The sequence below is a fragment of the Idiomarina sp. genome, from assembly GCF_048260185.1.
In the GTDB taxonomy this organism is placed as follows: Bacteria; Pseudomonadota; Gammaproteobacteria; order Enterobacterales; family Alteromonadaceae; genus Idiomarina.
Genome location: NZ_JBLXHB010000001.1, coordinates 118,595 through 142,149 on the forward strand (window position 1 = coordinate 118,595; position 23,555 = coordinate 142,149).

Below are 23,555 nucleotides of genomic sequence, written 5' to 3' on the forward strand. Positions count from 1 at the left end.
TATGCTCATTCAAGCTCAACAACTGGAAAAAACCGTAGACACCTCTGAGGGTCCATTACAGATTCTGCAGCCAATTAACGTCAGTATCAATGCCGGTGACACCGTTGCCATTGTCGGCGCTTCCGGCTCAGGTAAGTCGACGTTATTGTCACTACTGGCGGGTTTAGACCTCGCATCCTCCGGAGAGGTTCTTATAGAGAACGAAAAATTAAGCGAATTGGATGAGGAGCAACGGGCAAAAGTTCGTGCCGACAAAATCGGCTTTATTTTTCAGTCGTTCCTGCTGGTACCCAGCTTAAGCGCCTTAGAGAACGTCATGCTGCCAGCTGAATTGGCCGGGCACAAAGGGGCAGAAAAAGAAGCCCGGGAACTGTTGGCGAAGGTGGGACTAGGAGATCGCTGGCACCATTATCCGAACCAATTGTCTGGCGGTGAACAACAACGGGTCGCTATAGCCAGAGCTTTTGTTGGACAACCCAAAATTCTGTTTGCCGATGAACCCACCGGTAACCTTGATGCGAAAACCGGCGGCAAAGTCGAGGAACTGCTTTTCGACCTAAACAAGGATTATGGCACGACACTTGTTGTGGTTACTCATGATCAAAGGCTGGCAGAGCGTTGTCAGCGCGTGCTGCAAATGGATGCAGGCCAGTTATCGGAGGCAGCTCAGGATGTGGCATAAGATTTCATTTCGTCTGTTAAAGCAGGAGCTGAGGCGCGGTGAACTGACCATTATGGCACTGGCTATTATCTTGTCGGTGACCGCCGTGCTTTCGTTGTCCATTTTCAGTGATCGCCTGCAGGCCGGACTGACTGAGCGCAGCAGTGAATTTTTGGCAGCCGACCGAGTGCTAAGTTCCAGACGGGACATACCTCAGGAATGGCTTGATCAAGCCGGGCAAATGAACTTGAAAACAGCCTGGAAAGTGGTTTTCAATTCCATGGCTTTTGCTGACGGAAACATGACCTTGGTAGATGTTAAAGCGGTGGGTGACGGTTATCCGCTGCGCGGCAAGCTGGAAATAGCCGATCAACCCTTTGCCCAGGGGTATGTCGCTGACGGGCTTCCCGCAGAAGGTGAAGCCTGGGTGGCATCGCAGCTGTTTCAGGCGCTGCAGTTAGATATTGGCGACGATATTGAAGTGGGTAACAGCAGCTTTAAAGTCACTAAGGTGGTTACTTACGAGCCCGACGTTGGCTTTTCAGTTTTTACCGACAGTCCGAATGTACTGATTCGCCATTCGCAGCTGGAAGAAACAGGCCTGGTTCAGCCCGGCAGCCGGGTTCGTTTTAATGTGCTGATGGCTGGTAATAACAGTGATATTAATGCCTACGAAGACTGGCTGCTACCGCAATTGAATGACGATACGCACAGCTGGCGCAGCATAGAAGATGGCGACAGCCCGTTGTCACGCTCGCTGAACCGCGCTGAGCGCTTTATGATGCTCGCAAGCCTGTTGGGTGTGGTTCTGGCTGCAACCGCCGTTGCGGTTGCAGCACAGCGTTACTGCCAGCGAAATTACGATGTGGTCGCCATATTCAAAACCTTAGGCGCAAGCCGTCAGCAGATTCGTCGTATTTTTATGCTGCATCTGTTGCTACTAACCGCCGCGAGTGTGGCCATAGGTATGGCGCTTGGCTGGGCTCTTCAGTATTTGGTTATTGAGTGGGTCGCGCAAAAACTCGATGCGACCTTACCTCAGGCTGGCTGGCAGCCTTATGTTTTAGCCGGGGCTACCGGTGTTATCAGTGCCGTTATGTTTACTCTGTATCCGTTATTCCGGCTGGTCTCTATTCCGCCGCTGCGCGTGCTGCACCGTCAGTTAACGGCGGGTAACGCGGTACGTTGGCTACAATGGGTACTAAGTGGCGGAACCATATACGCATTGCTGGTTATTTACAGCCAGCAGTGGTGGTTGTCGACAGCCTTATTTGCAGGTGGTGCGGTTGCCGCTGTGCTGCTGCTTGGATTAGGGCGCTTGTTTATTTCTGCCAGCCGTAAAGCGGGTATGCAAGCAGGCAGTAGCTGGCGTCTGGCTATGGCGGGCTTACAAAGAAGAGCTGCCGCCAACAGTGTTCAAATGCTGAGTTTTTCAACAGCCATTATGCTGTTGTTGCTCGTTATTGTTTTGCGTAACGACTTACTGGAAGACTGGAAAAATCAGTTACCAGCGGATGCGCCAAACTATTTCGCCATCAATATTGCAGAAGACAAAGTCGATGAGATGCAGACGATGTTTGAGCGGGAGAACATTCCGTCGACTGATCTGTATCCCATTGTACCGGGGCGTTTAACCCATATTAATGGTGAGAAGCTGCTAGACGAAGTTACCAAGGAAGATCGTGACGACGATGAAGCTGAAGGCCGCGAAGGTGTTGGACGAGAGCTGTCGCTGACCTGGCGAGACACCTTGCCACCTAACAACGAACTTACCGCTGGTGAGTGGTGGGGCGACAACGCTGAACCTCAGGTCTCTGTTGAATTAAATGTATCCGAACGACTGGATATAAAAGTGGGTGATGAACTACGCTTTAACTTAGGTGGCGAAGAGTTCACTGTGCCGGTAACCAGTTTGCGTAAAGCCGACTGGAATACCCTGCAGCCAAACTTTTACATGATCTTTAATACCTCGACACTGGAAGATTTTCCGGCAACTTACATCACCAGTTTTAGACTGGGTGAAGACCGAAAAGACGAATTGTACCAATTGTTTAAACCTTTTCCGCAGACGTCGTTGATTGATCTGGACGCTATGATTAATCAGATTCGCGAGGTGATTGGGCAGGTCAGTTTAGCCATTGTTTTTGTATTAGTGCTGGTCATTATTGCCGGAGCTTTAGTGTTGGTTGCGCAGGTGCAGGCCAGTATGGAAGAACGGCAGAAGGAACTGGTGATTTTACGAACCCTGGGAGCGCCGGGTAAATTATTGAGTCGCAGTATTACTTATGAGTTTCTGGTGCTTGGGGCAATTAGCGGGCTAATAGCAACCTTAGCCATGGAAGTCTCGCTATTTATATTGCAAAACCAGGTATTCAATATGACGCCAGTGATTCATTGGAAACTTTGGTTGTTAGGACCGGTATTTGGTGCTGTTGTGGTGGCTGTTTTAGGTCGTTTATCCTGCCACCGGCTCATTCAGAGAAATACGGCGCAGCTTATACGTAAGCTGGCCTGATGGAACATAAAAGAGGTGACCGATGAACATTTTAATGACAGGTGGTACCGGGCTTATTGGCTCAGCGTTTATTCATAAGTACCAGGACACGCATCAGTTTACGGTCACCACTCGCAGCAAGGAAAGGGCGAGAAAAAAGCTGGGCGACAATGTAACTTTGCTGTCTTCGGTCGATGAAATTGTGGATATTGGTCAGTTTGATGCGATTATAAACTTACAGGGCGAAGGTATTGCTGATAAACGTTGGTCTGATTCTCGTAAGCAAGCCCTGAAAGACAGTCGTTGGCAGGTGACAGAAAAGCTCGCCGCCATGATTAATAAAGCAGAAAAGCCACCTAAAGCCTTTTTGAGTGGCTCGGCCATTGGCTATTATGGTCCGCGTGATGCAGAGCCGGTTAATGAAGACCATGTCGCTGAGCATAAGGACTTTGCTGTTACTTTGTGTCAGGAGTGGGAGCGACGGGCTTTGGCAGCAAAAGATGCAACTCGTGTAGTTTTGCTGCGTACCGGTGTCGTTTTGGCAAAAGGAGAGGGAGCATTAGCAAAAATGCTGCCGCCTTATAAGTTTGGTTTAGGTGGTCCGTTGGGTGAGGGCAATCAGATGATGTCCTGGATCCAGCTGGACGATATGATTCGAGCCATTGAGTATCTGTTGGAGCACGATAATTTGTCCGGGCCCGTTAATATGACAGCTCCCGGACCAGTGACTAACGAAGCCTTTAGTCGTACCCTGGCATCGGTCATGAATAAACCGCACTTTATGAGAGTACCGGCGTTTGTCCTTAAGTTAGGCTTGGGTGAAATGTCGTCGATGCTACTTGAAGGGCAAGCTGTGGTGCCGGATAAACTGCGCAATCATGGCTTTCAGTTTGAGTATCCGACAGTGCGTGAAGCTTTTAAGGTAAGTGTATAATTTTTTACACGTCTTTTGGGTTTCTTAACGGACAGTGTTTTCGGAACTCAGTAAAATTGAGAAATGAAAACAAAAAACCAGTATCCACTTAAACAATTAACCCTTGGCGTTGGCATTTTTATGCTGGCGCTTACCGGGTGTACTTCTATTCCCGCTGAAAGCCCTCAAAACTTAGTTGGTACTAGAGAGTCTGGTAAAGCCTCCTACTACGCCATGAAGTATCAATTTAGAACAACCGCAAGCGGTGAGACTTATAACCACTTTTCCAGCACCGCAGCGCACCGGACACTGCCGTTCGGAACCAAAGTGCGCGTCACCAATATTGCTAACAACAAAAGTGTTGTGGTGAAAATTAATGATCGTGGGCCGTTTATTGATGGCAGAGTGATTGATTTGTCACGCTCCGCTTTTGATAAAATAGCTGATCTTGATTTAGGTGTTATCAAAGTGACTACTGAGGTTATCAGGTAATATCAGAGCTCGTGCCTTAGTGTTACAAAAACTAACAATTTAGCGCGTGACCTCTTAACGTATTGATATTAGCTTTCTTGTTTTAGTTAAACTTTAGAGGTGGGATGCCGGTGTCAATGTTTAGGACTTTAGTTTCAGTAAATACTTTGGCATTGCTAACACTGGTATTAACAGGTTGTAGCGCAAATTCTGTAACAACAATAGAAAAGGAATCTCAGCCAACTAATGAGAAAACCGAGCGCTTTCAAAACCTGGACGCGGGTAAGAAGAGCTATCCGTTAACCTGTAGACAAGACTGCTATAAGCCTCGTAGCGATATTCAGTGTGGTAGCGATGGGTTGTGTCAGTACACTGGAAATAAGAAGGCTTTCCTCGGGGGAACGGATTTCTCTGTTAAATGGCTGGGTCACGCAGCTTTTGTCATTAAAACCTCAAGCGGAGAGACGTTTTTAACGGATCCAGTCTTCAATGACTTTGACTGGCCAGTTAACTGGCTGTTTTCACTTGTTGGAGGTGAACAGCGAAAGGTGAATGTGGAGCCAGATCCAGAGCTGATTGATGCCACCGATGCGGTATTATACTCTCATATTCATTACGATCATTTTAATAAGAGCGATATTGAAACCATAGGGCGCAAGCCCGAATACTTAGTGCCATTGAATCTGGCCGATCACTTTCCATCCATTGGAGCAAATATAACTGAACTCGGTTGGTTTTCTTCGAAGAAAATAGGTGACTCTCTGGTGACTGCGGTGCCTGCTCATCACTTTAGTAGCCGCACCTTGGTTCCCTTTATTTACGAAGATAACAATAAAGACTCCTGGAATGCCTGGTTAATCGAAAACAAGGGGAAGACGTTGCTTTTCGCCGGAGATACCGGTTATTCAGAACACTTTAAAGTAATAAACAAGCGCTACGGTGATATTGATGTGTGTCTGTTGCCGATAGCGTCTTATTACAGTGAGGAGTCACCTGAATGGTACCGCTACGTTCACTTGACTCCGGAAGATGCTCTGACGGCAGCCGCTGAACTTAATTGCAAAGTATTTATCCCCTGGGGTTACGGCAACGCCAGCTGGGGGATGGGAGATCTATCCTCTCACTCGGCACTAACTCGTTTTCTGAATATGGCAGAGAAATTTGGCACATCAGCTGAAATCGTGATTTTAAACCAAGGGGAAAGCTTGTAGCTTTCCCCTTATCTATTTTTATGAAGACTTACTCATAAGCTGCTCAATAACGAGCTTTAAGTCACCGATAAGATCGTCGCTGTTGCGGAAGCCATTCATCAGAATTTTGTATTTTCCGTTCACAATCAACGTTGGAGTACCGGTAATGTTTTTATCGCGGACGTCTTTTTCCATTTGTTTGGCGCGAGCTTTGACTGAGAAGTTATTGAATCCTCGTTTGAACTCGCTTTCCGAAACGCCTGCCTGAACAAAAATATTTTTAATTTTCTCCTGTGTATCAATTGACTGGCGTTGTCCAAATTGCTGTTCGAAAATACGCTCGCTAATAGCTTGCTCTTTATTCAGCATTAAGGCCAATGAGTAAGCTTGAGTCATTTTGCTGCCCATGCCCGGTTTAGGGCTCAACCCTGAGGTGTGTGACTTCTTAAATGCGTCGGGAAAGGCAGCGGCAAGTTCTTTTGCGATGGGCTCGAAACGGTAACAGGCCATGCAATAAAAAGAGAAGTACTCAATAATTTCAGGCGTTGTCGAAGCCGGGTTATCTAGAACCTCGTAGTGTTCGTTCTCGCTAAACTCTTTAGCCTGCAGTGTTACTGCTATGAATAGTGCGCAAACTAACGTCGTGATTCTTACTAACATAGTGAACTCCTTTTCGTTGTTCTTGGGCATTGAAGTATTGCAAGTAATGATTTCAAGAACAAGCAGTTACCATCCAGTAATGCGTTGCCAGGTGTTATGCGAACCGTCACTCATTAGCACATGGTAAACGGGATGCATGGCGGCAGTGGCACAGGCATGGTTGGGCATAATGCGTAGTTGATGACCAACGGGAAAGTCTTCTAATTGGTAAGCTTCGGTTAATTCAATAACACCGTGCTCTTGAGAGGTACTATTAACACAAAGGCCATCAAGCACAGAACCGTCTATTTTACATACTTGTCCATAGCCAAAATCACGGTTCTGATCCGCTGTTCCACGATCACGCGACAGAGCCATCCAGCCGCTGTCGATCAGCAGCCAATTCTTCTCTTTGTTGTGGCCGATTACTGTGGTTACGACGGACATGGCTATGTGCGAGAAGTCGCACACACCGATGTTTTTCATGACTAAGTCAAAGGTGGTGTAAACGCCGGCTCTGACTTCACTAATGTCACTAAAGTCTTCGCCAAAATGAGCTGTCGGCGTTGAACCAACGCTGGTTATAGCGCAGTGAATACCGGCGGTTTCCAGGTTGTTTCGTGCTATTCGAACGGCATCGCATTCTTGTTTGGCGAAGTTTTTTAAGCCTTGTTCCGTATTGCAGGCGTATGAGCCACCGGCATGGGTCATTAAACCGGTGAAATGCTCGCCAAGTGTTTTTGCAATGGTTAACAATTTTGAATCGCTTGGCTTAATACCACCACGGTGATCGTCACTGTCTATTTCAATAAAAACGGAAAAGTCTTGCCCAAACTCAGCAGCATAATCAACAACCGCTTGTGCCTGCGTTATATTATCTAAAAGAATATGCAGATTAATGCCTTGCTGTCTTAGTGCGGCTACACGCTTTAGCTTTGCCGGCGCTATGCCAACAGCATAAAGTAAATCGGTATAACCTGCCTTCGCGTAGGCCTCGGCCTCAGCTAACGTTGATACTGTGGCCGGAGCACTCTTACTATCGAGTAGATACCCAGCCGCCTCCAGAGTACGCAGGGTTTTTAAGTGCGGGCGTAAATGACTGCCAAGGGACTCAACCCGTTGCTTAAGATAGTTAATGTTACTCTTCAATTTAGCTTCATCGATGAGCAAATAAGGTGTATCCGGATGTGCAATCCAGTCAGGAGCTGATTTCATAGTGGTTGTCCTGCGTTTGTGATAATTAAAACTGCCAAAAGGCGTAAAGCAAGCCGGGAATAACGCTTAAAATCATGTAAACAGCGTAACGATAGTGCAATTTAATACCGGCGACAGAAGCGAACATAATGCCTTTAAGCAGAGTATTACTGACACAGGCTAAGATAATTCCCGTAGCGGCTACCTGGCGCGAGAGTTCGCTCTGAGCTGAGCGTGATAGTGACAAGGTAATAGCGTCAACATCCATCAGACCGGATATTATGGAAAGGCCGTATATCCCGGCATCACCAAACCAGTTTTTCATTGCCTCTGCCAATAACAAAATAACTGCTAATAAAATACCAAACTGGATAGCAGTGGTCAGTTGCAGTGGGTTATTGATGGTAATCTCTCCGGTTTCGGAGGGAGGATTACGTTTATGTTGTCTGTACATGAGTGTCATGACAGTTAATAACCCGGCGAACATGAGAAGAATAGGCGGCCACAATAATGGTAAAAGTTCACGGTTAACCACAAAGACCTCAATAAGAACTCGCGGGAACATAATGCTACAGGCGAGCAGCATGCCGCTGGCGTAAATTACGCTCTGAGAGTTTTTTTTCGCAAAACGAGCTATAGTTAGGGTAACGGCTGTGGATGATGCGAAACCTCCGGCGATTGCGGTAATCAAAGTGCCGCGCCTCTCTCCCAGCAGTTGGGTAAACAGATAGCCAATAAAAGACAGACCCGAAATTAAAACGACCATCCACCAAAGCCAGTAGGGGTTCAACGCCTGCCAGGGGCCGTACCCTTCATTTGGCAGCAAAGGCAGAACCACCACAGATATCAATAGTAGTGTGATACCTGAGTAAAAGGCCTTAGGTGAAATGCATTTAAGCAATTTGTGCAGACTTTTTTTATGGCCGAGAAGAGCAACAACTACCGCACCGCAACTGAGCGCAGGTAGAGGATCACCAGAGGCAGCCCAAATTGCCAGTGCAAAAGTCAGCAGCATTGAGAATTCGGTGGTAATACCTGCGTCATCGGAGAGCTTGCTATAACTTATATAAGACGATGCAATGAGTATGGCAACAACAATGAAACCGGTAACGATAAGCCATACGCCCCATTGTTGAGCTAAAATAGCAAAAACACCGCCGCTAAGACCTATTAGGCTGAAGGTTCGTACGCCGGCAACACGAGTGCCCTCATCACTGTCCCTGCCGCTCCAGCCGCGTTCAATGCCTATCATCAAGCCTAACGCCAGAGCTGCCAGTAAAGATAACGCCAGTTCGATTTGGTAGTGCATTGCGAAGCGCCTTTATTAATTAGACTGATTCTATAACGACTTTAATTGACCTGCAGTGCGTCTAGCAAGCTTTTACGCCAGAGAGACTCTTTGAATTGACTGCGAAAGAAGTTGAAATGCCCGATACCTTTGCTTTCGGTTATTTCAGGGTTCAAGTCGTTCAATATCTTATCTGCGTTAGGGTAGTGCGCCAGCAGGTTTTCGATGTTGGAGCGTCGCAACAATTCGTCGTCAGTAATATGAAAGGCGCTGATGGGTGCCGAAAATACTTTATACCGGGCTTTCTGTTCATTGCTAATATTATCAAACAAATAGTCCTTACTGCGGCACCAACGACTCCATTGTTTCATTGCAGCGGCAGGCATATCTCCTACCATATTTAATCGCTTGCCGGGAAAGTAGCCTGCAATAGGTGTGCTAATAGGAGCTGCAAAATACCAGAGTAACCATGATGTCCAACGGACCTGCTTGCTGGCTTTTAACCAATAACCGGTGCCGCTGGCTATGGTCACCATCTTATCTATCTTGTTGGCATTCTGCGCCATGGCGACAATTTGGCCGCCCAGGCTATGTGCTAGCCAAATTAAGGGCTCACCCCTTTGGCAGGACTGAGCATAGTCAATCACGGCGGTCATATCGAGCTCGGCCCATTCGATAATATCAGACTTGATTTGTTTCAACGGTTTATCAACGGACTGACCAATACCGTAGTAGTCAAAGGTAATGACCCGGTAACCCTGTTTGCTTAGCCAGAGGGCTATGGGTTGATAAAAACGTTGTTTCACACCTAACGCAGCAGCTATAACAACAGTGGCCTTAGCGGTCGACTCAGGTTCAAAACGGATACAGTGCAGGTAGCGATTATTAGTGGTAAGTTCGACGCTCTGCATAGTCACTGATTAACCTGATTAGTTAGGTAAAACGGCGTTAAATGGCTTAACCGTTGCTTTTTTATAGACACCGGCTTGCCAGTAGGGGTCGTCGTTAGCCCATTGCTCTGCTTCTTCCTGAGTCCCAAATTCAGCGATGACCACAGAGCCGGTAAAACCAAGCACGCCCGGGTCTAGCTCCGCTATGGCCGGGCAGGGGCCGGCAACCAGCAGACGACCGTCATTTTGTAACGCTGTTAAACGTTCAAGATGAGCAGGACGTGCCTGCTTACGACCTTCCAGTGAGTTTTCATTGTCTTCCGCGAAAATAACAAACCACATTAGTCCTGGGTCTCCTCATCAATGGCGTGATGGTACATGTAGAATCCGGTGCCAATTGTGAATACGAGCGAAATACCAAGTATGCCGAATACTTTAAAATTAACCCAGGCTTCCTGGCTCCAGAATTCCGCAATATAGAGGTTTACTGCTGCCAGTGCCAGGCAGAATATGATCCAGGCATAGGTTAAGCGCGACCAGGCTTTATCTGGCAGCTTTATATCTTTACCCATCAAGGCCTGAATCGGGCTGCGTTTTTTCCAAACTAAGCCGCCCAAAAGCAGAAGTGCAATAGCCAGGTACACAACCGAGACTTTCATTTTGATGAACCAGTCGTCACGCAATAACAGTGTTACTGCTCCAAATAACATAACGACGACTAAGATCACCCAGTGGCGAGTTGTTAACGGTTGCTTCAGCAGTTTAAGACCCAATAACTGCACCACGGTCCCCGCCATTAGTACGCCGGTAGCGACGTAAATATCGGCCATTTTGTAAAACACAAAAAAAGCGATTATCGGTAAATATTCTAACAACAGGGCCATTAACTACTCCGGTGGCAACTCTACGACAATTGGGTTGCGGCTTTCATGCCTTTTACAAAAGCCTTTAAGTCCGCTACTTGCTGCGCGTTATTGTCGAGGTTTTTCTCAATAAGCGCAACCACAGCCGAACCACTAATGGCACCGTCTGCGCCTGCTGCTAAGGCTCGCTGAACATGTTCAGGCTGGGATATACCAAACCCAAGCAACGTGGGCGGTGCGCCAGCTTCTTTCAGTTTATTAATCAGTTCCGAAGCGGGTGCCTGCATTTGTGTGTCGGCACCGGTAACCCCTGAACGACTCAGTAGGTAGACATAACCCGCACATTGCTTCGCGATATCAATTAACAGCGCATCACTGGCATCTGGTGGCGCAATAAACACCGCTTCAATTCCAATTTCTTTGGCAATTTCGGCGAAGCGCCTCGCTTCTTTGGTCGGAACATCAGCAATAAGTACTGAATCTACGCCAACATCTTTCATTTGCTGGTAAAAGTTTCGAACACCTTTAGCGTAGATAAGGTTTGCGTAAACCAACAAACCTATCGGTATCTGCGGTGAATAGTCTCTAACTTCTTTTAAAATATCTAAAATATGCTTAAAGGTTGTTCCCGACTCCAGGGCCCGTAAATTTGCCCGCTGGATCATGGGACCATCGGCAACCGGGTCTGAAAATGGCAGGCCGAGTTCCAGTGCATCGGCACCGCCATCAATAAGAGCCTTGATAACCTCCACACTTTGCCCGGGAGTTGGATCACCAAGCGTGACAAAAGGCACGAAGGCACCCTGGTTATTAGTTTTTAACTGTGCGAAACAGGTTTCATACCGGCTCATTCTTGTTCTCCTTTCGCGCTAACTTCAGCATTTTTCTGAGCACTAAAAATACGACGTACGTGGTCAATGTCTTTATCGCCGCGGCCGGATAAGTTAAGTAATAATATTTCGGGAGCATCCGGTTCAGCGGCTCGTTTTAGCGCGTAAGCCAGAGCATGGGCAGGTTCCAGCGCAGGAATAATACCTTCATGGCGCGAGAGCAGTTTAAAGGCTTCCAGTGCTTCTTCGTCGGTTACTGATTCGTATCGCGCGCGACCAATAGCTTTTAGATGCGCATGTTGAGGGCCCACACCAGGGTAGTCCAGACCGGCTGATACCGAATAGGACTCCTCAATTTGTCCTTCGTCGTTCTGCATTAGAAACGACAGGCAACCGTGCAAAATACCGGGTTTACCTGCTGCCAGTGTGGCGCCGTGCTGCTTGGTTTCCACGCCTTTACCTGCGGGCTCAACACCCACTAGATCAACACCTTCCTCGTCGATAAAGTCGGCGAACATGCCAATGGCGTTGGAGCCGCCGCCGACACAGGCAATCACTTCGTCCGGTAAGCGGCCCGCCTGCTCAATAATCTGGGCTTTAGCTTCTTCACCAATCATACGGTGAAATTCACGCACTATAGTCGGGAAGGGGTGTGCACCTGCGGCTGTTCCTAATAAGTAATGGGTGTTGGGGTAATTTGCAGTCCAGTCACGCAGAGCTTCGTTGACCGCGTCTTTTAAGGTGCCGCTGCCGGTATCTACAGGTACCACTTTCGCGCCCATCAATTCCATACGGAAGACATTGGGCTGTTGGCGCTCAACGTCTTTTTTGCCCATATAGATAATGCATTCCAGGTCCAGCAGTGCGCAGGCCAGAGCTGTTGCCGTGCCGTGTTGTCCGGCTCCGGTTTCGGCAATAATGCGCGTTTTGCCCATGCGCTTAGCCAGTAACGCTTGTCCCAGCACCTGATTGGTTTTGTGGGCTCCGCCATGAAGTAAGTCTTCACGTTTAAGGTAAATTTTGGTTTTATTCGGGCTGTTCAGCGGCAGGTTACGGCACAAACTCAGTGGTGTCGGTCTGCCTAAGTAGTTTTTCAGCAAGCCGCGAAACTCGGCCTGAAATTCTTCATCCTGCTGCGCTTCAATAAAGGCCTGTTCCAACTGCTCTAATGCGGGTAGTAAGATCTCAGGAACGAACTGGCCGCCGAAATCGCCAAAATAAGCGGGTAATGACTGACTCATACAGCCTCCTGTTGGGTCTTCTTATTTAAAATATGTTTTTTTGAAAAACGGCCATAATGGCGGATTTTCGTGAATGTTTGAGCTACTTTGTGGCTATTTTTAATGCCGGGTCTCCATTCGGTTTGAGAGTTAATGTCCATTCCGGCAAAGCCTAATTCAATTGCACTGCTGATGCTTTCTGGACCAATGCCTCCAGCCAGCAAACAGCGTTGACGCTCTTCAGTACTTAATGGCTCCAGCAACTCCCAGTTAAAAGCCTTGCCGCTACCGCCTCCGCGGTTGTCCAGAACAAAGGCATCAACCGGAAGGTCAGGCAACTGTGCCGGGCTTTCAATAGCTAAAGCTTTCCATATTTTTACTGTTTCCATGCCTGCCTGACGCAATTGCTGAGTTAACTGAACAACATAGTCGATATCTTCATGGCCGTGCAGTTGAATAGCTGATAGCCCCACGTTTTTAGCTGTATCAATCAAGCTTTCTAAAGGTTGGTCGGCAAAAACACCCACATACTCAAGCCCCTTTGCTTCAGTTGTTATTTGCTTTGCCTGCTTCAGTGTCACACAACGAGGTGAGCGCTCAACGAATATCAGTCCTCCGAATATTGCCCCCTGGGAACGTGCGTTTATGGCATCTTCAGCGCGAGTCAAACCGCAAACTTTATTTTGCCCAAAAAGCAGTTTGCGGCAGGCCAAATCAACGTCTGGCTGGGCGCTCAATGCGCTGCCGATAAGAAAGCCGTTAACAAAAGGGGCAACCCGGCGAATGTCAGCGTGTTTGGAAAAACCTGATTCTGCAATAAGTAACGCATTTGGGGGAGCGAGCGGAGCTAACTGCGCACTACGGTTCGGATCAATGCTCAAGTCCGTCAAGTCGCGGTGGTTAATACCAATAATGTTCGCGTCCAGTTTGGCGGCACGTTTCATTTCTTCTTTGTTGGCAACTTCAGTGAGTACATCCATCGCAAGCGACTCAGCGATATCGCGCAGGGCAATATATTGCGTATCATCCAGCACTGATAGCATAAGCAAAATAGCATCCGCACCAAAGTAACGGGCACGATAAACTTGCTCTGCATCAATAAAAAAGTCTTTGCATAAAACCGGCTGAGTGACTTGTCGGCGCACGGCGGTCAGGTAGTCCAGCCGCCCTTGAAAAAACTCAGGCTCGGTTAATACGGAAATGGCCGCGGCATAGGGCTGGTAGCTTTTTGCCAACAGCGGCGCATCAAAGTCAGCACGGATTAGACCTTTTGACGGGGAGGCTTTTTTACATTCCAGAATAAAGCCTGCCTGCTCGCCACTTAAGGCTTCATATAAGCTGCGGTCACTGGGCCTGAGCTGAGACTTTATTTCACTCAGGGGCATGAGCTCGGTCTGAGCTTTGTTTTGCTCAACTTTGCGATCGACTATGGTTTTCAGTACATTCTTTTTTAAGCTGATGCTGTCAGACATGGTAAGTCTCCTGAGCGTCTTGTACGCGACGTAAATGCAAGAGTGCCTGGCCAGTATCTAAATGCTCCAGCGTTGCTGCGGTTGCGGCTTTCATATCGTTGTATTGTCCACTTAAATACAGCAAAGCAGCAACGTTCATAGCAACTGAGTGGCGCTGAGCAGGGCTACCGCCTCCGGCAAGAATGTCTTCCAGAATACGGGCGTTAAAATCAGCGTCGCCGCCTTTTAATTCGTCAAGCGGGGCGCTGGGAACACCAAAGTTGTCAGGAGTAACCTGGTACTCGTTCAGCTCGCCGTTGCGCAGCTCAATGACTTGTGTTGGGCCGTGCAGCGCCAGTTCATCCAGTCCGCTTCCGTGCACGACCATAGCACGTTTAACCCCCAGTCGTTGCAGGGTTTCAGCCATTGGTCTTACCCACTCCTCGCTATAAACGCCGAGCAGTTGAGCATCGGGGCGTGCGGGGTTAACTAAAGGACCTATCAGGTTGAATAAGGTGCGGGTTTTCAGCGTTTGTCTTACCGGCATAGCGTGTTTAATGCCCGGGTGATAATGCGGTGCAAATAAAAAGCAAAAGCCGTTATCGGCTAACTGGGCAGAGGCATCCGATGGATCCAGATTAACGCGAAGTTTAAGTGCTTCGAGTACATCAGCTGAGCCTGAACGTGAAGACACACTGCGGTTACCATGTTTGGCCACAGCCAGACCCATACTGGCCGCAATTAAAGCCGCTGTCGTAGAAATATTGATGGTGTTGCTACCATCGCCGCCGGTACCACAACTGTCAATAACCGTGGTATCGGGGCGTAAGAATGGCTTAGCTGCGGATAATATGGCCTCTGCGGCGCCAGCTAATTCAGCGGGCGTTTCGCCTCGCATTTTCATGGCGATAAGCACGGCGGACACCTGAATATCGTTGAGCTCGCCTTTAATTAAGCGCTGGAAAAACTCACGGGTTTGATCTTGTGTCAGAGACTCACCAGACATCAGAGTTTGTAGGGCTTTCATGGCTTTGCTCCTGTTAATAAGTACTGAATACTGTTGCTAAGTAATTGTTTTCCCTTTGGCGTTAGAAGCGATTCCGGGTGAAACTGAAAACCAATGGCATTGGTGTTGTTTTCTTCTTTACTGAAGAATTCAGCAGCCATAGGAATACTACCGTCAGGGCCATCCAAACTGGCAATTATGCTCACTGTGGAGGGCAGGTTATAACCGCTAAGCGAGTGGTAACGAGCCACAACGCATTGGTTGTTGTCTGTCGCGCTGACAAACACCGGGTGTGGCACGGTGTCTATTTTTGCGGTTTTGCCATGAACAATCTCACCGCAGGTATCCACGCGGCCACCGGCGTGTTCAATTAGCGCCTGAAAGCCCAGGCAAATACCCAGCATGGGTATGCGACCACTGCAGTATTGGATCACTTCCATCAGGTTGCCGGCGTTCGCCGGGTGTCCGGGTCCTGGTGACAAGCATACCAGTTGAGAGCCACTGTAACTTTCCAGCTGTTCAATCACATCGGCTGCTGCCAACTGGTTACGGTAAACGACCAGCGGAAAGCCTAACTGGCGCAACTCATCCACCAGGTTGTACGAGAACGAGTCGACGTTATCTATCAGTACGATACGAGCTGACTGAGTCATTATAGCGCCTCCTGGTCGGGTAAAGTGTGAGCCTGCTGAATTGCCAGAATAACGGCCTTAGCTTTATTCTCGGTTTCGGCTACTTCGCTGGCTGGATCTGAGTCGTGCACCACGCCGGCACCGGCTTGCACTATGGCTTCGTTGTTCTTAACAAAAGCCGAGCGAATAACAATACAGGTATCCATGTCGCCATTCCCGGCCAGATACCCAACAGCGCCGCCGTAGCTGCCGCGGCGTTGTTTCTCTACCTGACGAATTAGAGTCGCAGCGCTAACTTTGGGGGCTCCCACTAAAGTGCCCATATTCATGCAGGCGCGGTAAGCGTGAAGGGCATCGCAATCGTTTCGTAGTTTTGCTACTACGCGTGATACCAAATGCATCACATGAGAATAACGGTCAACCTGAAGTAGATCGGCAACGTAGCGAGTGCCAGTTTCGCTAATACGGGCTAAATCGTTGCGGGCTAAATCAACCAGCATTAAATGCTCTGCCAGTTCTTTTTGATCAAGCCGAAGTTCCAGTTCCATGCGGCTGTCGAGGTCAGGGTTAATGCTGCCGTCGGCGCTCTTACCGCGCGGGCGAGTACCGGCAATAGGGTAAAGTTCTACCTGATTGGTCTCCTGCTGATATTTTAGTGCGGATTCAGGTGAAGCACCGAACAGACAAAAATCCGGGTGACTCATAAAAAACATATAGGGTGAGGGGTTATTCTTTTTCAATTGCTGGTAAGCGGCTAACGGGTCAGGGCATGGCATTTTAAAACGTCGGGATGGTACCACTTGAAAAATATCGCCCGCGACAATGTTCTCTTTTAATCGGGTCACAATGCCTGCAAATTCTTCCGCTGAGGGCGTGGCTGTTACCTGCACATCAACCGGCTGCGGCTGAGGTTTTATTACCGGCAATTGACAACGTGCGGCCAGTTCTCCAACACGCTGGCTTATAGTCTGATAACGTTGGTCGTGGCTCTCACCGCTGAACACGCTGCCAAGCAGCTCAGTGGTCTGCTGTTGGTGATCAATAATTAGCAAGGTTTCCGCCAGGTAAAAGACATAGTCAGGGCAGTTGTTTTCGCCTTCATCAACTTGCGGTAGTTGCTCGTAGCTGGCGACGAAGTCATAGGCAAAAGCACCACCGAGGAAAACCGAAAACGGATGTTGCTCTGCTGTGTTGTTGGCTTTATTGAGCTTTTGTTGGAGTACTCGCAGCGGCTCCATGTTACTGATTTGACGTAAACGGGAGTCTTCGTCAATCGGTGTATTTGCTGCACTGAAAGTTAACCTCAGTTGTTCAGGCGTTCTTTCAATGGCGGCACTATCTTTGAGTTGCTCTTCAATCCAGCTGAGCAGAACAGCACCGTTATTGGTCAGGGCAATAATAGTGACTTGTTGGTCGTTACAGGTAATTCGTAACGCCGCATCAATCAGAAGCAAGCTCTTTACTTGTTGCTTGGTGCCGATATCAGCTGAGTCCAGCAGTAAATGTTCACCTTGTGTGCTGCAAGTATTCTGAAATACTTTTAGTGGCTCCGCCTGATAAGGCAGCGACACTCGTAGTGTTTCTAAATTGCCGTTTTGTTCAGTTGTCAGGTTTTTCACCTCAGACCTCGTATTCTCTTGTTGTTGTTCAAACCTGCTCCAGTGAAACGGCAATAAAAAACCCGCTCAAAGGAGCGGGTTTCTTAAAGTGAAGCTATTTACGTTACACGCACAACTACACCACCCGCTCGTTTGGGAAGTGCCACCACCAATGTTGTGTTGTTGTGCGTAAAAACATAAGTTGTACAGCTCTCTTAATTCAATTTAATGCTGACAAACTAACGTTTGCGCGAAAGTCTGTCAATAGTTGTTTTTCTTTCAGTTTATACTTTTTATTTATATTCTGCCGGTTTGCCTTTTGAATCAGACTTACGAATAAACTCGCGTAAGTCATCATTCGCCTTCTCCAGGTCAGCACGGCGCAGATACATCATATGACCGCTACGGTAACCTTTAAAGTCAATGCGATCAGTCATCTGAGTACTTGGATCCAAATGCCAGGTTGTGTACTTCGCATCGAAATAGTTGGTTGCACCGTCAAAGTAACCTGACTGTACTAACACGTTCAGGTAAGGGTTTTGTGCCATGGCCTGGCGCAGTTGTTTACCGGTGTTGTTGTTGGTGCGATCCCATGGATGAACCGGGCCAAACATGTTGTATTTAATGTCGGTAACAAAATTTAATTCTTCACGCAGGTAGTAGTTAATTGCCGGTGTGAACGAGTGTAACCATGAAGTCAGTTCGGCGTTAAAGTCAGGACGGTCACCAGCGCGCTTTTCATCAAGGCCAAGGTAACGCGAGTCTAAACGGCCAATGGTACGGTCGCGGTCACGCAGTAACTCTTTCCAGAAATACCAGGTGCTCGGTGCCAGGTTGTTATCCAGTACAGCCTGCTTAGATAGCCCCGAGTATTTCGCCACTTGTTCAGCCATTTGCTCACGCTCGCTTTCCGTAAGCATGGCACCTTTGGCTAATGCAGGTAGGTATTGATCCAAAGTGAAACGCTCCACTTCAGGCAATAATTCGTCTAAATCTTTACTCTGTAAAGCTTCTGGCAGTGCGTCGTGATACCAGGCGGCGGCTGCAAAGTAAGGTAATTGGTTCGCTTGTTTTACCGGTCCGTCACGGTCAATGCCAATATCGGTTGGTGAAACCAAAACAACACCGTTCAAATACATCCACTGGCTATTCTGAAGTTCTAGTGCAAGACCTGAAACCCGTGTTGTGCCATAGCTTTCGCCAATTAAGTACTTAGGTGACTGCCAGCGATTCATGCGCGAGGTAAAGGTATTCATCCACTCCGCCAGATATTTAACGTCGGAGTTTACGCCGAAGAATTTCTCTTTTTGTTCTGCACGCGAAGGCATTTCACCTTCTTCATTTGGCAGTACGCGCGAATAGCCGGTGTTAACCGGGTTAATGAAAACAATGTCAGCAACATCAAGAATTGAGTGCGGGTTGTCCTGCACGCCATAAGGCTGAACCGGGTAACCTTCATCGCTCAGGTTTAGCACTTTTGGACCAGTGTAAGCAATGTGCATCCAGACCGATGCCGAACCCGGGCCACCGTTAAAGGAGTATACAATCGGACGAGATTCGCGGTTATCAACATCCTGACGTTCATAATAGGTGTAAAATAGTGATGCGGTCGGATTACCCTCATCATCCCACACTGGCTGAGTACCGGCGGTGGCAGTGTAATCTACAGTTTCGCCTTTAATTTCTACGCTGTGCTCAGTAACGACTTCGGTGTCTACCGGAAGCATGCGTTTATGGTTATTCGGGGCTTCTTCTGCAGTAACAGGGGCAGAAACGATTGAGCAGCCCATTAAAGATAAAGAGGCAACTAAAGCGAGACTCTTGTGCATAAGATTGTTCTCCGTTTTTATAATCTTGCCTCAGATTAACAAATAATTACTTTAAAGAGTCAAAGGTTATGCGATTATTGGGTTTATTCCTGCGACTGGAACCTATTTGAATGAGGTCATCAATGAAATTTACAACTATAACGCGGGCGGCTTTTTGGTTGTTCTTACCCCTGCTGAGCTTCTCCGTTGCGGCTCAGAATTTGTCTGATGCGATGAAAGAGGGGTTGCAGGCAATGGCCTCGGAGCAGTTAAATGCCGATCTGGAAGTTGGCGAGCTTGAGGTTAACTCACTGACGGATGGTCTGACCGCAAGTAATGTTCGTTTTGCGACCCGGGTCAAAGCCTTGTCGGAGCCTGAAAATCAACTTCTGCTTGCTAAGCAATTAATGCTAACCGGTGACTGGCAGGCACTTGGTAGCAGCCGTGTGGATATTTCTAAAATTGAGATGTCCGGCGCTCAGTTAACTGTCGCATATTACGATACCGGGCGCTCAAACTTGCATGAATTTCTAAAGCAAATGAGTGGTGTTAAAGTTCAAAAGGTGAATTCGGTGCCTTTAAACTGGCGGGTTGATGAGTGGTTAATGGAAGACGTTACCATTAACTTATTTGATAAAGGTGAGCCAATTTTAAGTGTGCATGTTGACCAGCTTAAATTGAAAGACCTGCAGTCAATGCAAGACGCAAATGATCAGGTACAGGAGCTGCTGTGGCCGATTTTTGAGCAGGTCTCGAAACAAGTGCGCAATGGAAACCCGAATGTACAAGTAGATAGCATGGCGCTTTCGCGGTTTTTATTGCGTGAAGCTATGGCGTTCTGAGCTTGAGTTAAACGGGTTTAAGCAGTAAAGTTAGGAAAAATTAAACACCCGTTTAAAATAAGAGGTTGGCGTGGAAAAATCATATCCAAATTTACTGAAACCCCTGGACCTTGGTTTTACGACATTGAAGAACCGGGTCTTAATGGGCTCAATGCATACAGGCCTGGAAGAAGAAAAAAATGGCTTTAGTAAATTAGCCAGCTTTTATGAAGAGCGCGCCAAAGGTGGTGTGGGGCTTATTGTCACCGGCGGTATCAGCCCTAACTTTCGTGGGCGTTTGGCGCCTTTTGGTAGTGAAATGTCCAAACCCTGGCATGTGGGAAAACACCGTCAGGTAACCGACGCCGTTCACAAATATGGTAGTAAAATATGCCTGCAGCTTTTGCATGCCGGGCGCTACAGTTATCACCCTTTTTCTCTGGCTCCCAGCGCCATAAAAGCTCCGATAAACCCGTTTAAGCCAAAAGCCATGTCGGAACGCCAGATTAAAAATACCATCAAGCATTATGCCCGCGGCGCAAAGCTGGCGCAGAAGGCTGGCTACGATGGTGTAGAAATCATGGGCTCGGAAGGTTATTTAATTAACCAGTTTTTGTGTCCAAGAACCAACAAACGTGATGATAACTGGGGCGGCAGCTTCGAAAATCGTATGCGTTTTCCCCTGGAAATTGTCAAAGCTGTGCGCGCGGCTGTGGGTGAAAAATCGATTATTATTTTCCGGTTGTCGATGCTGGACTTAGTTGAAGACGGCCATCAGCTGGATGAAGTCCTGCAACTGGGTAAACTGCTGGAGCAGGCGGGTGTTACTATTATTAATACGGGTATTGGCTGGCACGAAGCCCGGGTACCGACCATTGTTACCTCGGTACCACGCGGCGCCTTCAGCTGGATAACCGAGCGCGTGCGCCGGGAGTTGTCGGTTCCGGTCGTTGCGGTTAACCGTATTAACACGCCGGAAATTGCTGAGCATATTCTGGAAAGCAACCAGGCTGACATGGTGTCCATGGCTCGACCGTTACTGGCTGACCCGGAGTTTGTGAAAAAAGCGGAACAAGGCCAGTCTGAACGTATTAATACCTGCATTGCGTGTAATCAGGCTTGTCTGGACCATGTATTTGAGAATAAAAGGGCGTCTTGTTTAGTTAACCCCCGAGCCTGCTTTGAGCAGGAGTTGGTAATGAAGCCAACCGAAAAGAAGAAGCGCATTGCGGTAATTGGTTCTGGCCCGGCAGGGTTAGCCTTTGCCTGTAATGCTGCAGAGCGCGGTCATCAGGTCGATTTGTACGACAAGTCTGAAGAAATTGGCGGTCAGTTTAACTACGCTAAACAGATTCCGGGTAAAGAAGAATTTTATGAAACCCTGCGCTACTTTAAATACCGCATTGAAGACTCTGGGGTTAATTTGAAGCTTGGAAAAGAGCAAACCTGCGAAGGGTTGCTGGCAGAAAAATACGATGATGTGGTTCTGGCAACCGGCGTCAGTCCTCGTCAGGTTGATATTCCGGGTGTCGATTTGCCGCATGTGCTGGGTTACTTAGATGTCTTACGCGATCACAAAGCTGTGGGTAAAAAAGTGGCTGTGATTGGTGCCGGTGGTATTGGTTTTGATGTATCCGAATACCTGACCACCGAAAAGTCACTGACACTGGATGAACCAGAGTGGTCAGAGCGTTGGGGTATTGATAAAGGTTACAGCGATCGCGGCGGTCTGAAACCGCAGCAGCCAGAGCAGAGCCCGCGTCAGGTTTGGTTACTTCAGCGAAAAGAGAGCAAAGTCGGTAAAGGCTTAGGCAAAACCTCTGGTTGGGTTCATCGTAATGAGTTAAAAAGTAAGTCTGTGAATATGTGGAGTGGGGTGACTTATCACCGCATTGTGCCGGAAGGTATTGAAATAGAACGTGAAGGTGAAAAACAATTACTGGAAGTTGACAATGTGATTATTTGTGCGGGACAGGTACCACAACGGTCATTACACGATGCGCTGCAGTCGGCCGGCCAGACTGTACACCTAATTGGTGGTGCTGATGTTGCTGCCGAGCTCGACGCCAAACGCGCGATTCGTCAGGGTACAGAATTGGCGGCGGAGATTTAATGCCAGTTTACGATTTGCATTGTCACAGCACCTGTTCTGATGGCTCTTTGTCAGTGTCGGAACTTCTGCATCGGGCTTGTGAGCAGGAGGTGGACGTACTGGCAATCACCGATCATGATTGCGTTGATGGTCTGCCTGAAGCGAACAGCCTGATTGCTCAGGAAAGCCTGCCTATTAAATTGATTAACGGTGTTGAAATCAGTTGTCGCTGGCACAGTTTTGAGATTCATATCGTCGGGCTCAACATTGATCCTGAAGAAGCGCAGTTGCAAACTTTATTAAGTGAACAGCAGCAACGTCGTTATAATCGTTTCGATGCAATGCTTGAAAAGTTATATCAGCGCGGTGTCAGTTTATCGGCCGAAGAATGCCAAACGGAAGGTATGCCAACACGTAAGCACATTGCCGACGCTATGGTACGAAAAGGTATTGTCAGCAACCCACAAAAAGCTTTCGATCGCTATATTGGCAAGGGTAACAGCGCCTATGTCAATCCCGAATGGTGCGATATTCCCACTGCGATAGAAGCCATCCACAGCGCCGGAGGTAAGGCGGTACTGGCACATCCTCATGGTTATAAAATGTCGAATAAATGGCTGCGCAAGCTGTTAATAGAGGGCAAAGAGTGGGGACTCGATGCCATGGAAGTCAGTTTGTGTCAGCAGTCTCCCGGTCATCGTGATGCTCTGGCGAAAATGAGTCAGGAATATGGCCTGCTAGCCTCGCAGGGGTCGGATTTTCACTATCCGGGGAATTGGCGCGAACTGGGTAAAAATCTTTGTCTGCCAGCGGACTGTGTGCCAATATGGGAGCATTGGTCACAGTAGAAGGATTGAGGTGAGATTATGAGTCAATATTTTGAAATTCATCCGGAAAATCCTCAAGCACGTTTAATTCAGCAATCGGTTCAGATTATTCGTAAAAGTGGGGTGGTGGTTTATCCTACCGACTCGGGTTATGCCATTGGTTGTCAGATTGGTGATAAAGCAGCGGCTGACCGTATTTGTCAGATCCGTGAAATAGACAAAGAGCACAATTTTACTCTAATGTGCCGGGACTTATCTGAACTTGCGACTTATGCGCGGGTTGATAACGATGCCTTCCGGTTACTGAAAAATAACACTCCCGGACCTTACACTTTTATTCTGAAAGGAACGAAAGAGGTTCCCAAGCGGCTGTTGAACCCTAAACGTAAAACTATTGGTATACGGGTTCCGACGAATCGTATCGCCATGGCTTTGCTGGAAGAATTAAATGAACCATTAATGTCGACCAGTTTGATTCTCGGCGAAGGAATGTTGGCTGAATCTGATCCGGAAGAAATTCGGGATAAGCTGGAAAAGCTGGTTGATTTAATTATCGATGGTGGCCATAAAGGTGAAGAGCCAACCACGGTTGTGGATTTATCTGAGGGAGCACCGACCATTCGTCGTGAAGGTTCCGGAGACGTAGAACCTTTTGATTTTTAGTCAG

At 47.9% G+C, this 23,555-nt stretch carries 22 protein-coding genes and 1 other annotated feature; of the genes, 9 read left to right on the forward strand and 13 right to left on the reverse strand.

The genetic code is table 11. The features are described 5' to 3' along the window. The first annotated feature begins 1 nt into the window (after position 1). The 5 genes from ACN0RF_RS00670 (at position 2) to ACN0RF_RS00690 (ending at position 5,750) form a co-directional block, all read left to right on the forward strand. Positions 2-682, forward strand: coding sequence for an ABC transporter ATP-binding protein (locus ACN0RF_RS00670; RefSeq protein WP_417437689.1), 681 nt, complete (start codon positions 2-4; stop codon positions 680-682). Then, on the forward strand, positions 672-3,176 hold the full coding sequence (locus tag ACN0RF_RS00675; protein WP_417437690.1) for an ABC transporter permease: 2,505 nt from the start codon (positions 672-674) through the stop codon (positions 3,174-3,176). The genes ACN0RF_RS00670 and ACN0RF_RS00675 overlap by 11 nt, the downstream gene beginning before the upstream one ends. A gap of 22 nt (positions 3,177-3,198) precedes the next feature. Continuing rightward, the gene (locus ACN0RF_RS00680) at positions 3,199-4,089 is read left to right on the forward strand and encodes a TIGR01777 family oxidoreductase (protein ID WP_110013867.1); all 891 of its coding nucleotides are present in this window, start codon (positions 3,199-3,201) and stop codon (positions 4,087-4,089) included. A 63-nt stretch (positions 4,090-4,152) separates the two neighbouring features. Continuing rightward, the gene (locus ACN0RF_RS00685) at positions 4,153-4,560 is read left to right on the forward strand and encodes a septal ring lytic transglycosylase RlpA family protein (RefSeq protein ID WP_287797365.1); all 408 of its coding nucleotides are present in this window, start codon (positions 4,153-4,155) and stop codon (positions 4,558-4,560) included. Between the two features lie 116 nt (positions 4,561-4,676). Continuing rightward, positions 4,677-5,750 (forward strand): MBL fold metallo-hydrolase, encoded by a 1,074-nt coding sequence (locus ACN0RF_RS00690; protein ID WP_417437691.1) that lies wholly within the window; start codon positions 4,677-4,679, stop codon positions 5,748-5,750. 18 nt (positions 5,751-5,768) lie between these two features. On the opposite strand, the gene ACN0RF_RS00695 is transcribed toward ACN0RF_RS00690, so the two are convergent. The 13 genes from ACN0RF_RS00695 to ACN0RF_RS00755 all read right to left on the reverse strand — a co-directional run bounded on the left by ACN0RF_RS00695 (position 5,769) and on the right by ACN0RF_RS00755 (position 19,169). Further along, on the reverse strand, positions 5,769-6,389 hold the full coding sequence (locus ACN0RF_RS00695) for a thiol:disulfide interchange protein DsbA/DsbL (RefSeq protein WP_166635833.1): 621 nt from the start codon (positions 6,387-6,389) through the stop codon (positions 5,769-5,771). 66 nt (positions 6,390-6,455) lie between these two features. Further along, positions 6,456-7,583, reverse strand: a complete 1,128-nt coding sequence (locus ACN0RF_RS00700; protein ID WP_417437692.1) for a DSD1 family PLP-dependent enzyme — start codon at positions 7,581-7,583, stop codon at positions 6,456-6,458. A 25-nt stretch (positions 7,584-7,608) separates the two neighbouring features. Next, entirely contained in the window at positions 7,609-8,871 is a 1,263-nt protein-coding gene (locus tag ACN0RF_RS00705; RefSeq protein WP_417437693.1) for an MgtC/SapB family protein, read from the reverse strand. A 41-nt stretch (positions 8,872-8,912) separates the two neighbouring features. Further along, on the reverse strand, positions 8,913-9,761 hold the full coding sequence (locus ACN0RF_RS00710; protein WP_417437694.1) for an alpha/beta fold hydrolase: 849 nt from the start codon (positions 9,759-9,761) through the stop codon (positions 8,913-8,915). 18 nt (positions 9,762-9,779) lie between these two features. Next, entirely contained in the window at positions 9,780-10,082 is a 303-nt protein-coding gene (locus ACN0RF_RS00715) for a YciI family protein (protein WP_417437695.1), read from the reverse strand. Then, positions 10,082-10,624 carry an inner membrane-spanning protein YciB gene (locus ACN0RF_RS00720; RefSeq protein ID WP_417437696.1) on the reverse strand — a complete coding sequence of 181 codons (543 nt, stop codon included), beginning with the start codon at positions 10,622-10,624 and terminating at the stop codon, positions 10,082-10,084. Before ACN0RF_RS00720 ends, ACN0RF_RS00715 begins: the two co-directional genes overlap by 1 nt. 20 nt (positions 10,625-10,644) lie before the next feature. Continuing rightward, positions 10,645-11,454 (reverse strand): tryptophan synthase subunit alpha, encoded by an 810-nt coding sequence (gene trpA, locus ACN0RF_RS00725; protein ID WP_417437697.1) that lies wholly within the window; start codon positions 11,452-11,454, stop codon positions 10,645-10,647. Beyond that, positions 11,451-12,674: a tryptophan synthase subunit beta gene (trpB, locus tag ACN0RF_RS00730; RefSeq protein WP_417437698.1), complete on the reverse strand. Its 1,224-nt coding sequence runs from the start codon at positions 12,672-12,674 to the stop codon at positions 11,451-11,453. Before trpB ends, trpA begins: the two co-directional genes overlap by 4 nt. Beyond that, the gene (gene trpCF, locus ACN0RF_RS00735) at positions 12,671-14,125 is read right to left on the reverse strand and encodes a bifunctional indole-3-glycerol-phosphate synthase TrpC/phosphoribosylanthranilate isomerase TrpF (protein ID WP_417437699.1); all 1,455 of its coding nucleotides are present in this window, start codon (positions 14,123-14,125) and stop codon (positions 12,671-12,673) included. The genes trpB and trpCF overlap by 4 nt, the downstream gene beginning before the upstream one ends. Continuing rightward, complete coding sequence (gene trpD, locus ACN0RF_RS00740; protein ID WP_417437700.1) at positions 14,118-15,131, reverse strand: anthranilate phosphoribosyltransferase; 1,014 nt, start codon at positions 15,129-15,131, stop codon at positions 14,118-14,120. The genes trpCF and trpD overlap by 8 nt, the downstream gene beginning before the upstream one ends. After that, positions 15,128-15,763 (reverse strand): anthranilate synthase component II, encoded by a 636-nt coding sequence (locus ACN0RF_RS00745; protein ID WP_417437701.1) that lies wholly within the window; start codon positions 15,761-15,763, stop codon positions 15,128-15,130. Before ACN0RF_RS00745 ends, trpD begins: the two co-directional genes overlap by 4 nt. After that, positions 15,763-17,361, reverse strand: coding sequence for an anthranilate synthase component 1 (locus ACN0RF_RS00750; RefSeq protein ID WP_417437702.1), 1,599 nt, complete (start codon positions 17,359-17,361; stop codon positions 15,763-15,765). The genes ACN0RF_RS00745 and ACN0RF_RS00750 overlap by 1 nt, the downstream gene beginning before the upstream one ends. 52 nt (positions 17,362-17,413) lie before the next feature. Then, positions 17,414-17,518, reverse strand: a sequence feature (Trp leader region). A 115-nt stretch (positions 17,519-17,633) separates the two neighbouring features. Next, the gene (locus ACN0RF_RS00755; protein WP_110013854.1) at positions 17,634-19,169 is read right to left on the reverse strand and encodes a S10 family peptidase; all 1,536 of its coding nucleotides are present in this window, start codon (positions 19,167-19,169) and stop codon (positions 17,634-17,636) included. A 122-nt stretch (positions 19,170-19,291) separates the two neighbouring features. Between ACN0RF_RS00755 and ACN0RF_RS00760 the strand changes: the two genes are divergently transcribed. The 4 genes from ACN0RF_RS00760 (at position 19,292) to ACN0RF_RS00775 (ending at position 23,551) form a co-directional block, all read left to right on the forward strand. Continuing rightward, positions 19,292-19,990 (forward strand): hypothetical protein, encoded by a 699-nt coding sequence (locus ACN0RF_RS00760; RefSeq protein ID WP_243734991.1) that lies wholly within the window; start codon positions 19,292-19,294, stop codon positions 19,988-19,990. Positions 19,991-20,060: 70 nt separating this feature from the next. After that, complete coding sequence (locus ACN0RF_RS00765; protein ID WP_417437703.1) at positions 20,061-22,082, forward strand: FAD-dependent oxidoreductase; 2,022 nt, start codon at positions 20,061-20,063, stop codon at positions 22,080-22,082. After that, positions 22,082-22,909, forward strand: coding sequence for a PHP domain-containing protein (locus ACN0RF_RS00770; protein ID WP_417437704.1), 828 nt, complete (start codon positions 22,082-22,084; stop codon positions 22,907-22,909). The genes ACN0RF_RS00765 and ACN0RF_RS00770 overlap by 1 nt, the downstream gene beginning before the upstream one ends. Positions 22,910-22,927: 18 nt before the next feature. Further along, the gene (locus tag ACN0RF_RS00775) at positions 22,928-23,551 is read left to right on the forward strand and encodes an L-threonylcarbamoyladenylate synthase (RefSeq protein ID WP_110013851.1); all 624 of its coding nucleotides are present in this window, start codon (positions 22,928-22,930) and stop codon (positions 23,549-23,551) included. Positions 23,552-23,555 lie beyond the last annotated feature (4 nt).

What these genes read in the sequence shown, in the direction of transcription:
- ACN0RF_RS00685 (WP_287797365.1), top strand. Translation starts at nt 4,153, where the DNA reads ATGAAAACAAAAAACCAGTATCCACTTAAACAATTAACCCTTGGCGTT.
- ACN0RF_RS00680 (WP_110013867.1), top strand. Translation starts at nt 3,199, where the DNA reads ATGAACATTTTAATGACAGGTGGTACCGGGCTTATTGGCTCAGCGTTT.
- ACN0RF_RS00670 (WP_417437689.1), top strand. Translation starts at nt 2, where the DNA reads ATGCTCATTCAAGCTCAACAACTGGAAAAAACCGTAGACACCTCTGAG.
- ACN0RF_RS00720 (WP_417437696.1), bottom strand. Translation starts at nt 10,624, where the DNA reads ATGGCCCTGTTGTTAGAATATTTACCGATAATCGCTTTTTTTGTGTTT.
- ACN0RF_RS00745 (WP_417437701.1), bottom strand. Translation starts at nt 15,763, where the DNA reads ATGACTCAGTCAGCTCGTATCGTACTGATAGATAACGTCGACTCGTTC.
- trpA (WP_417437697.1), bottom strand. Translation starts at nt 11,454, where the DNA reads ATGAGCCGGTATGAAACCTGTTTCGCACAGTTAAAAACTAATAACCAG.
- ACN0RF_RS00705 (WP_417437693.1), bottom strand. Translation starts at nt 8,871, where the DNA reads ATGCACTACCAAATCGAACTGGCGTTATCTTTACTGGCAGCTCTGGCG.
- ACN0RF_RS00755 (WP_110013854.1), bottom strand. Translation starts at nt 19,169, where the DNA reads ATGCACAAGAGTCTCGCTTTAGTTGCCTCTTTATCTTTAATGGGCTGC.
- trpB (WP_417437698.1), bottom strand. Translation starts at nt 12,674, where the DNA reads ATGAGTCAGTCATTACCCGCTTATTTTGGCGATTTCGGCGGCCAGTTC.
- ACN0RF_RS00675 (WP_417437690.1), top strand. Translation starts at nt 672, where the DNA reads ATGTGGCATAAGATTTCATTTCGTCTGTTAAAGCAGGAGCTGAGGCGC.
- ACN0RF_RS00770 (WP_417437704.1), top strand. Translation starts at nt 22,082, where the DNA reads ATGCCAGTTTACGATTTGCATTGTCACAGCACCTGTTCTGATGGCTCT.
- ACN0RF_RS00700 (WP_417437692.1), bottom strand. Translation starts at nt 7,583, where the DNA reads ATGAAATCAGCTCCTGACTGGATTGCACATCCGGATACACCTTATTTG.
- ACN0RF_RS00710 (WP_417437694.1), bottom strand. Translation starts at nt 9,761, where the DNA reads ATGCAGAGCGTCGAACTTACCACTAATAATCGCTACCTGCACTGTATC.
- trpCF (WP_417437699.1), bottom strand. Translation starts at nt 14,125, where the DNA reads ATGTCTGACAGCATCAGCTTAAAAAAGAATGTACTGAAAACCATAGTC.
- ACN0RF_RS00690 (WP_417437691.1), top strand. Translation starts at nt 4,677, where the DNA reads ATGTTTAGGACTTTAGTTTCAGTAAATACTTTGGCATTGCTAACACTG.
- trpD (WP_417437700.1), bottom strand. Translation starts at nt 15,131, where the DNA reads ATGAAAGCCCTACAAACTCTGATGTCTGGTGAGTCTCTGACACAAGAT.
- ACN0RF_RS00775 (WP_110013851.1), top strand. Translation starts at nt 22,928, where the DNA reads ATGAGTCAATATTTTGAAATTCATCCGGAAAATCCTCAAGCACGTTTA.
- ACN0RF_RS00715 (WP_417437695.1), bottom strand. Translation starts at nt 10,082, where the DNA reads ATGTGGTTTGTTATTTTCGCGGAAGACAATGAAAACTCACTGGAAGGT.
- ACN0RF_RS00760 (WP_243734991.1), top strand. Translation starts at nt 19,292, where the DNA reads ATGAAATTTACAACTATAACGCGGGCGGCTTTTTGGTTGTTCTTACCC.
- ACN0RF_RS00695 (WP_166635833.1), bottom strand. Translation starts at nt 6,389, where the DNA reads ATGTTAGTAAGAATCACGACGTTAGTTTGCGCACTATTCATAGCAGTA.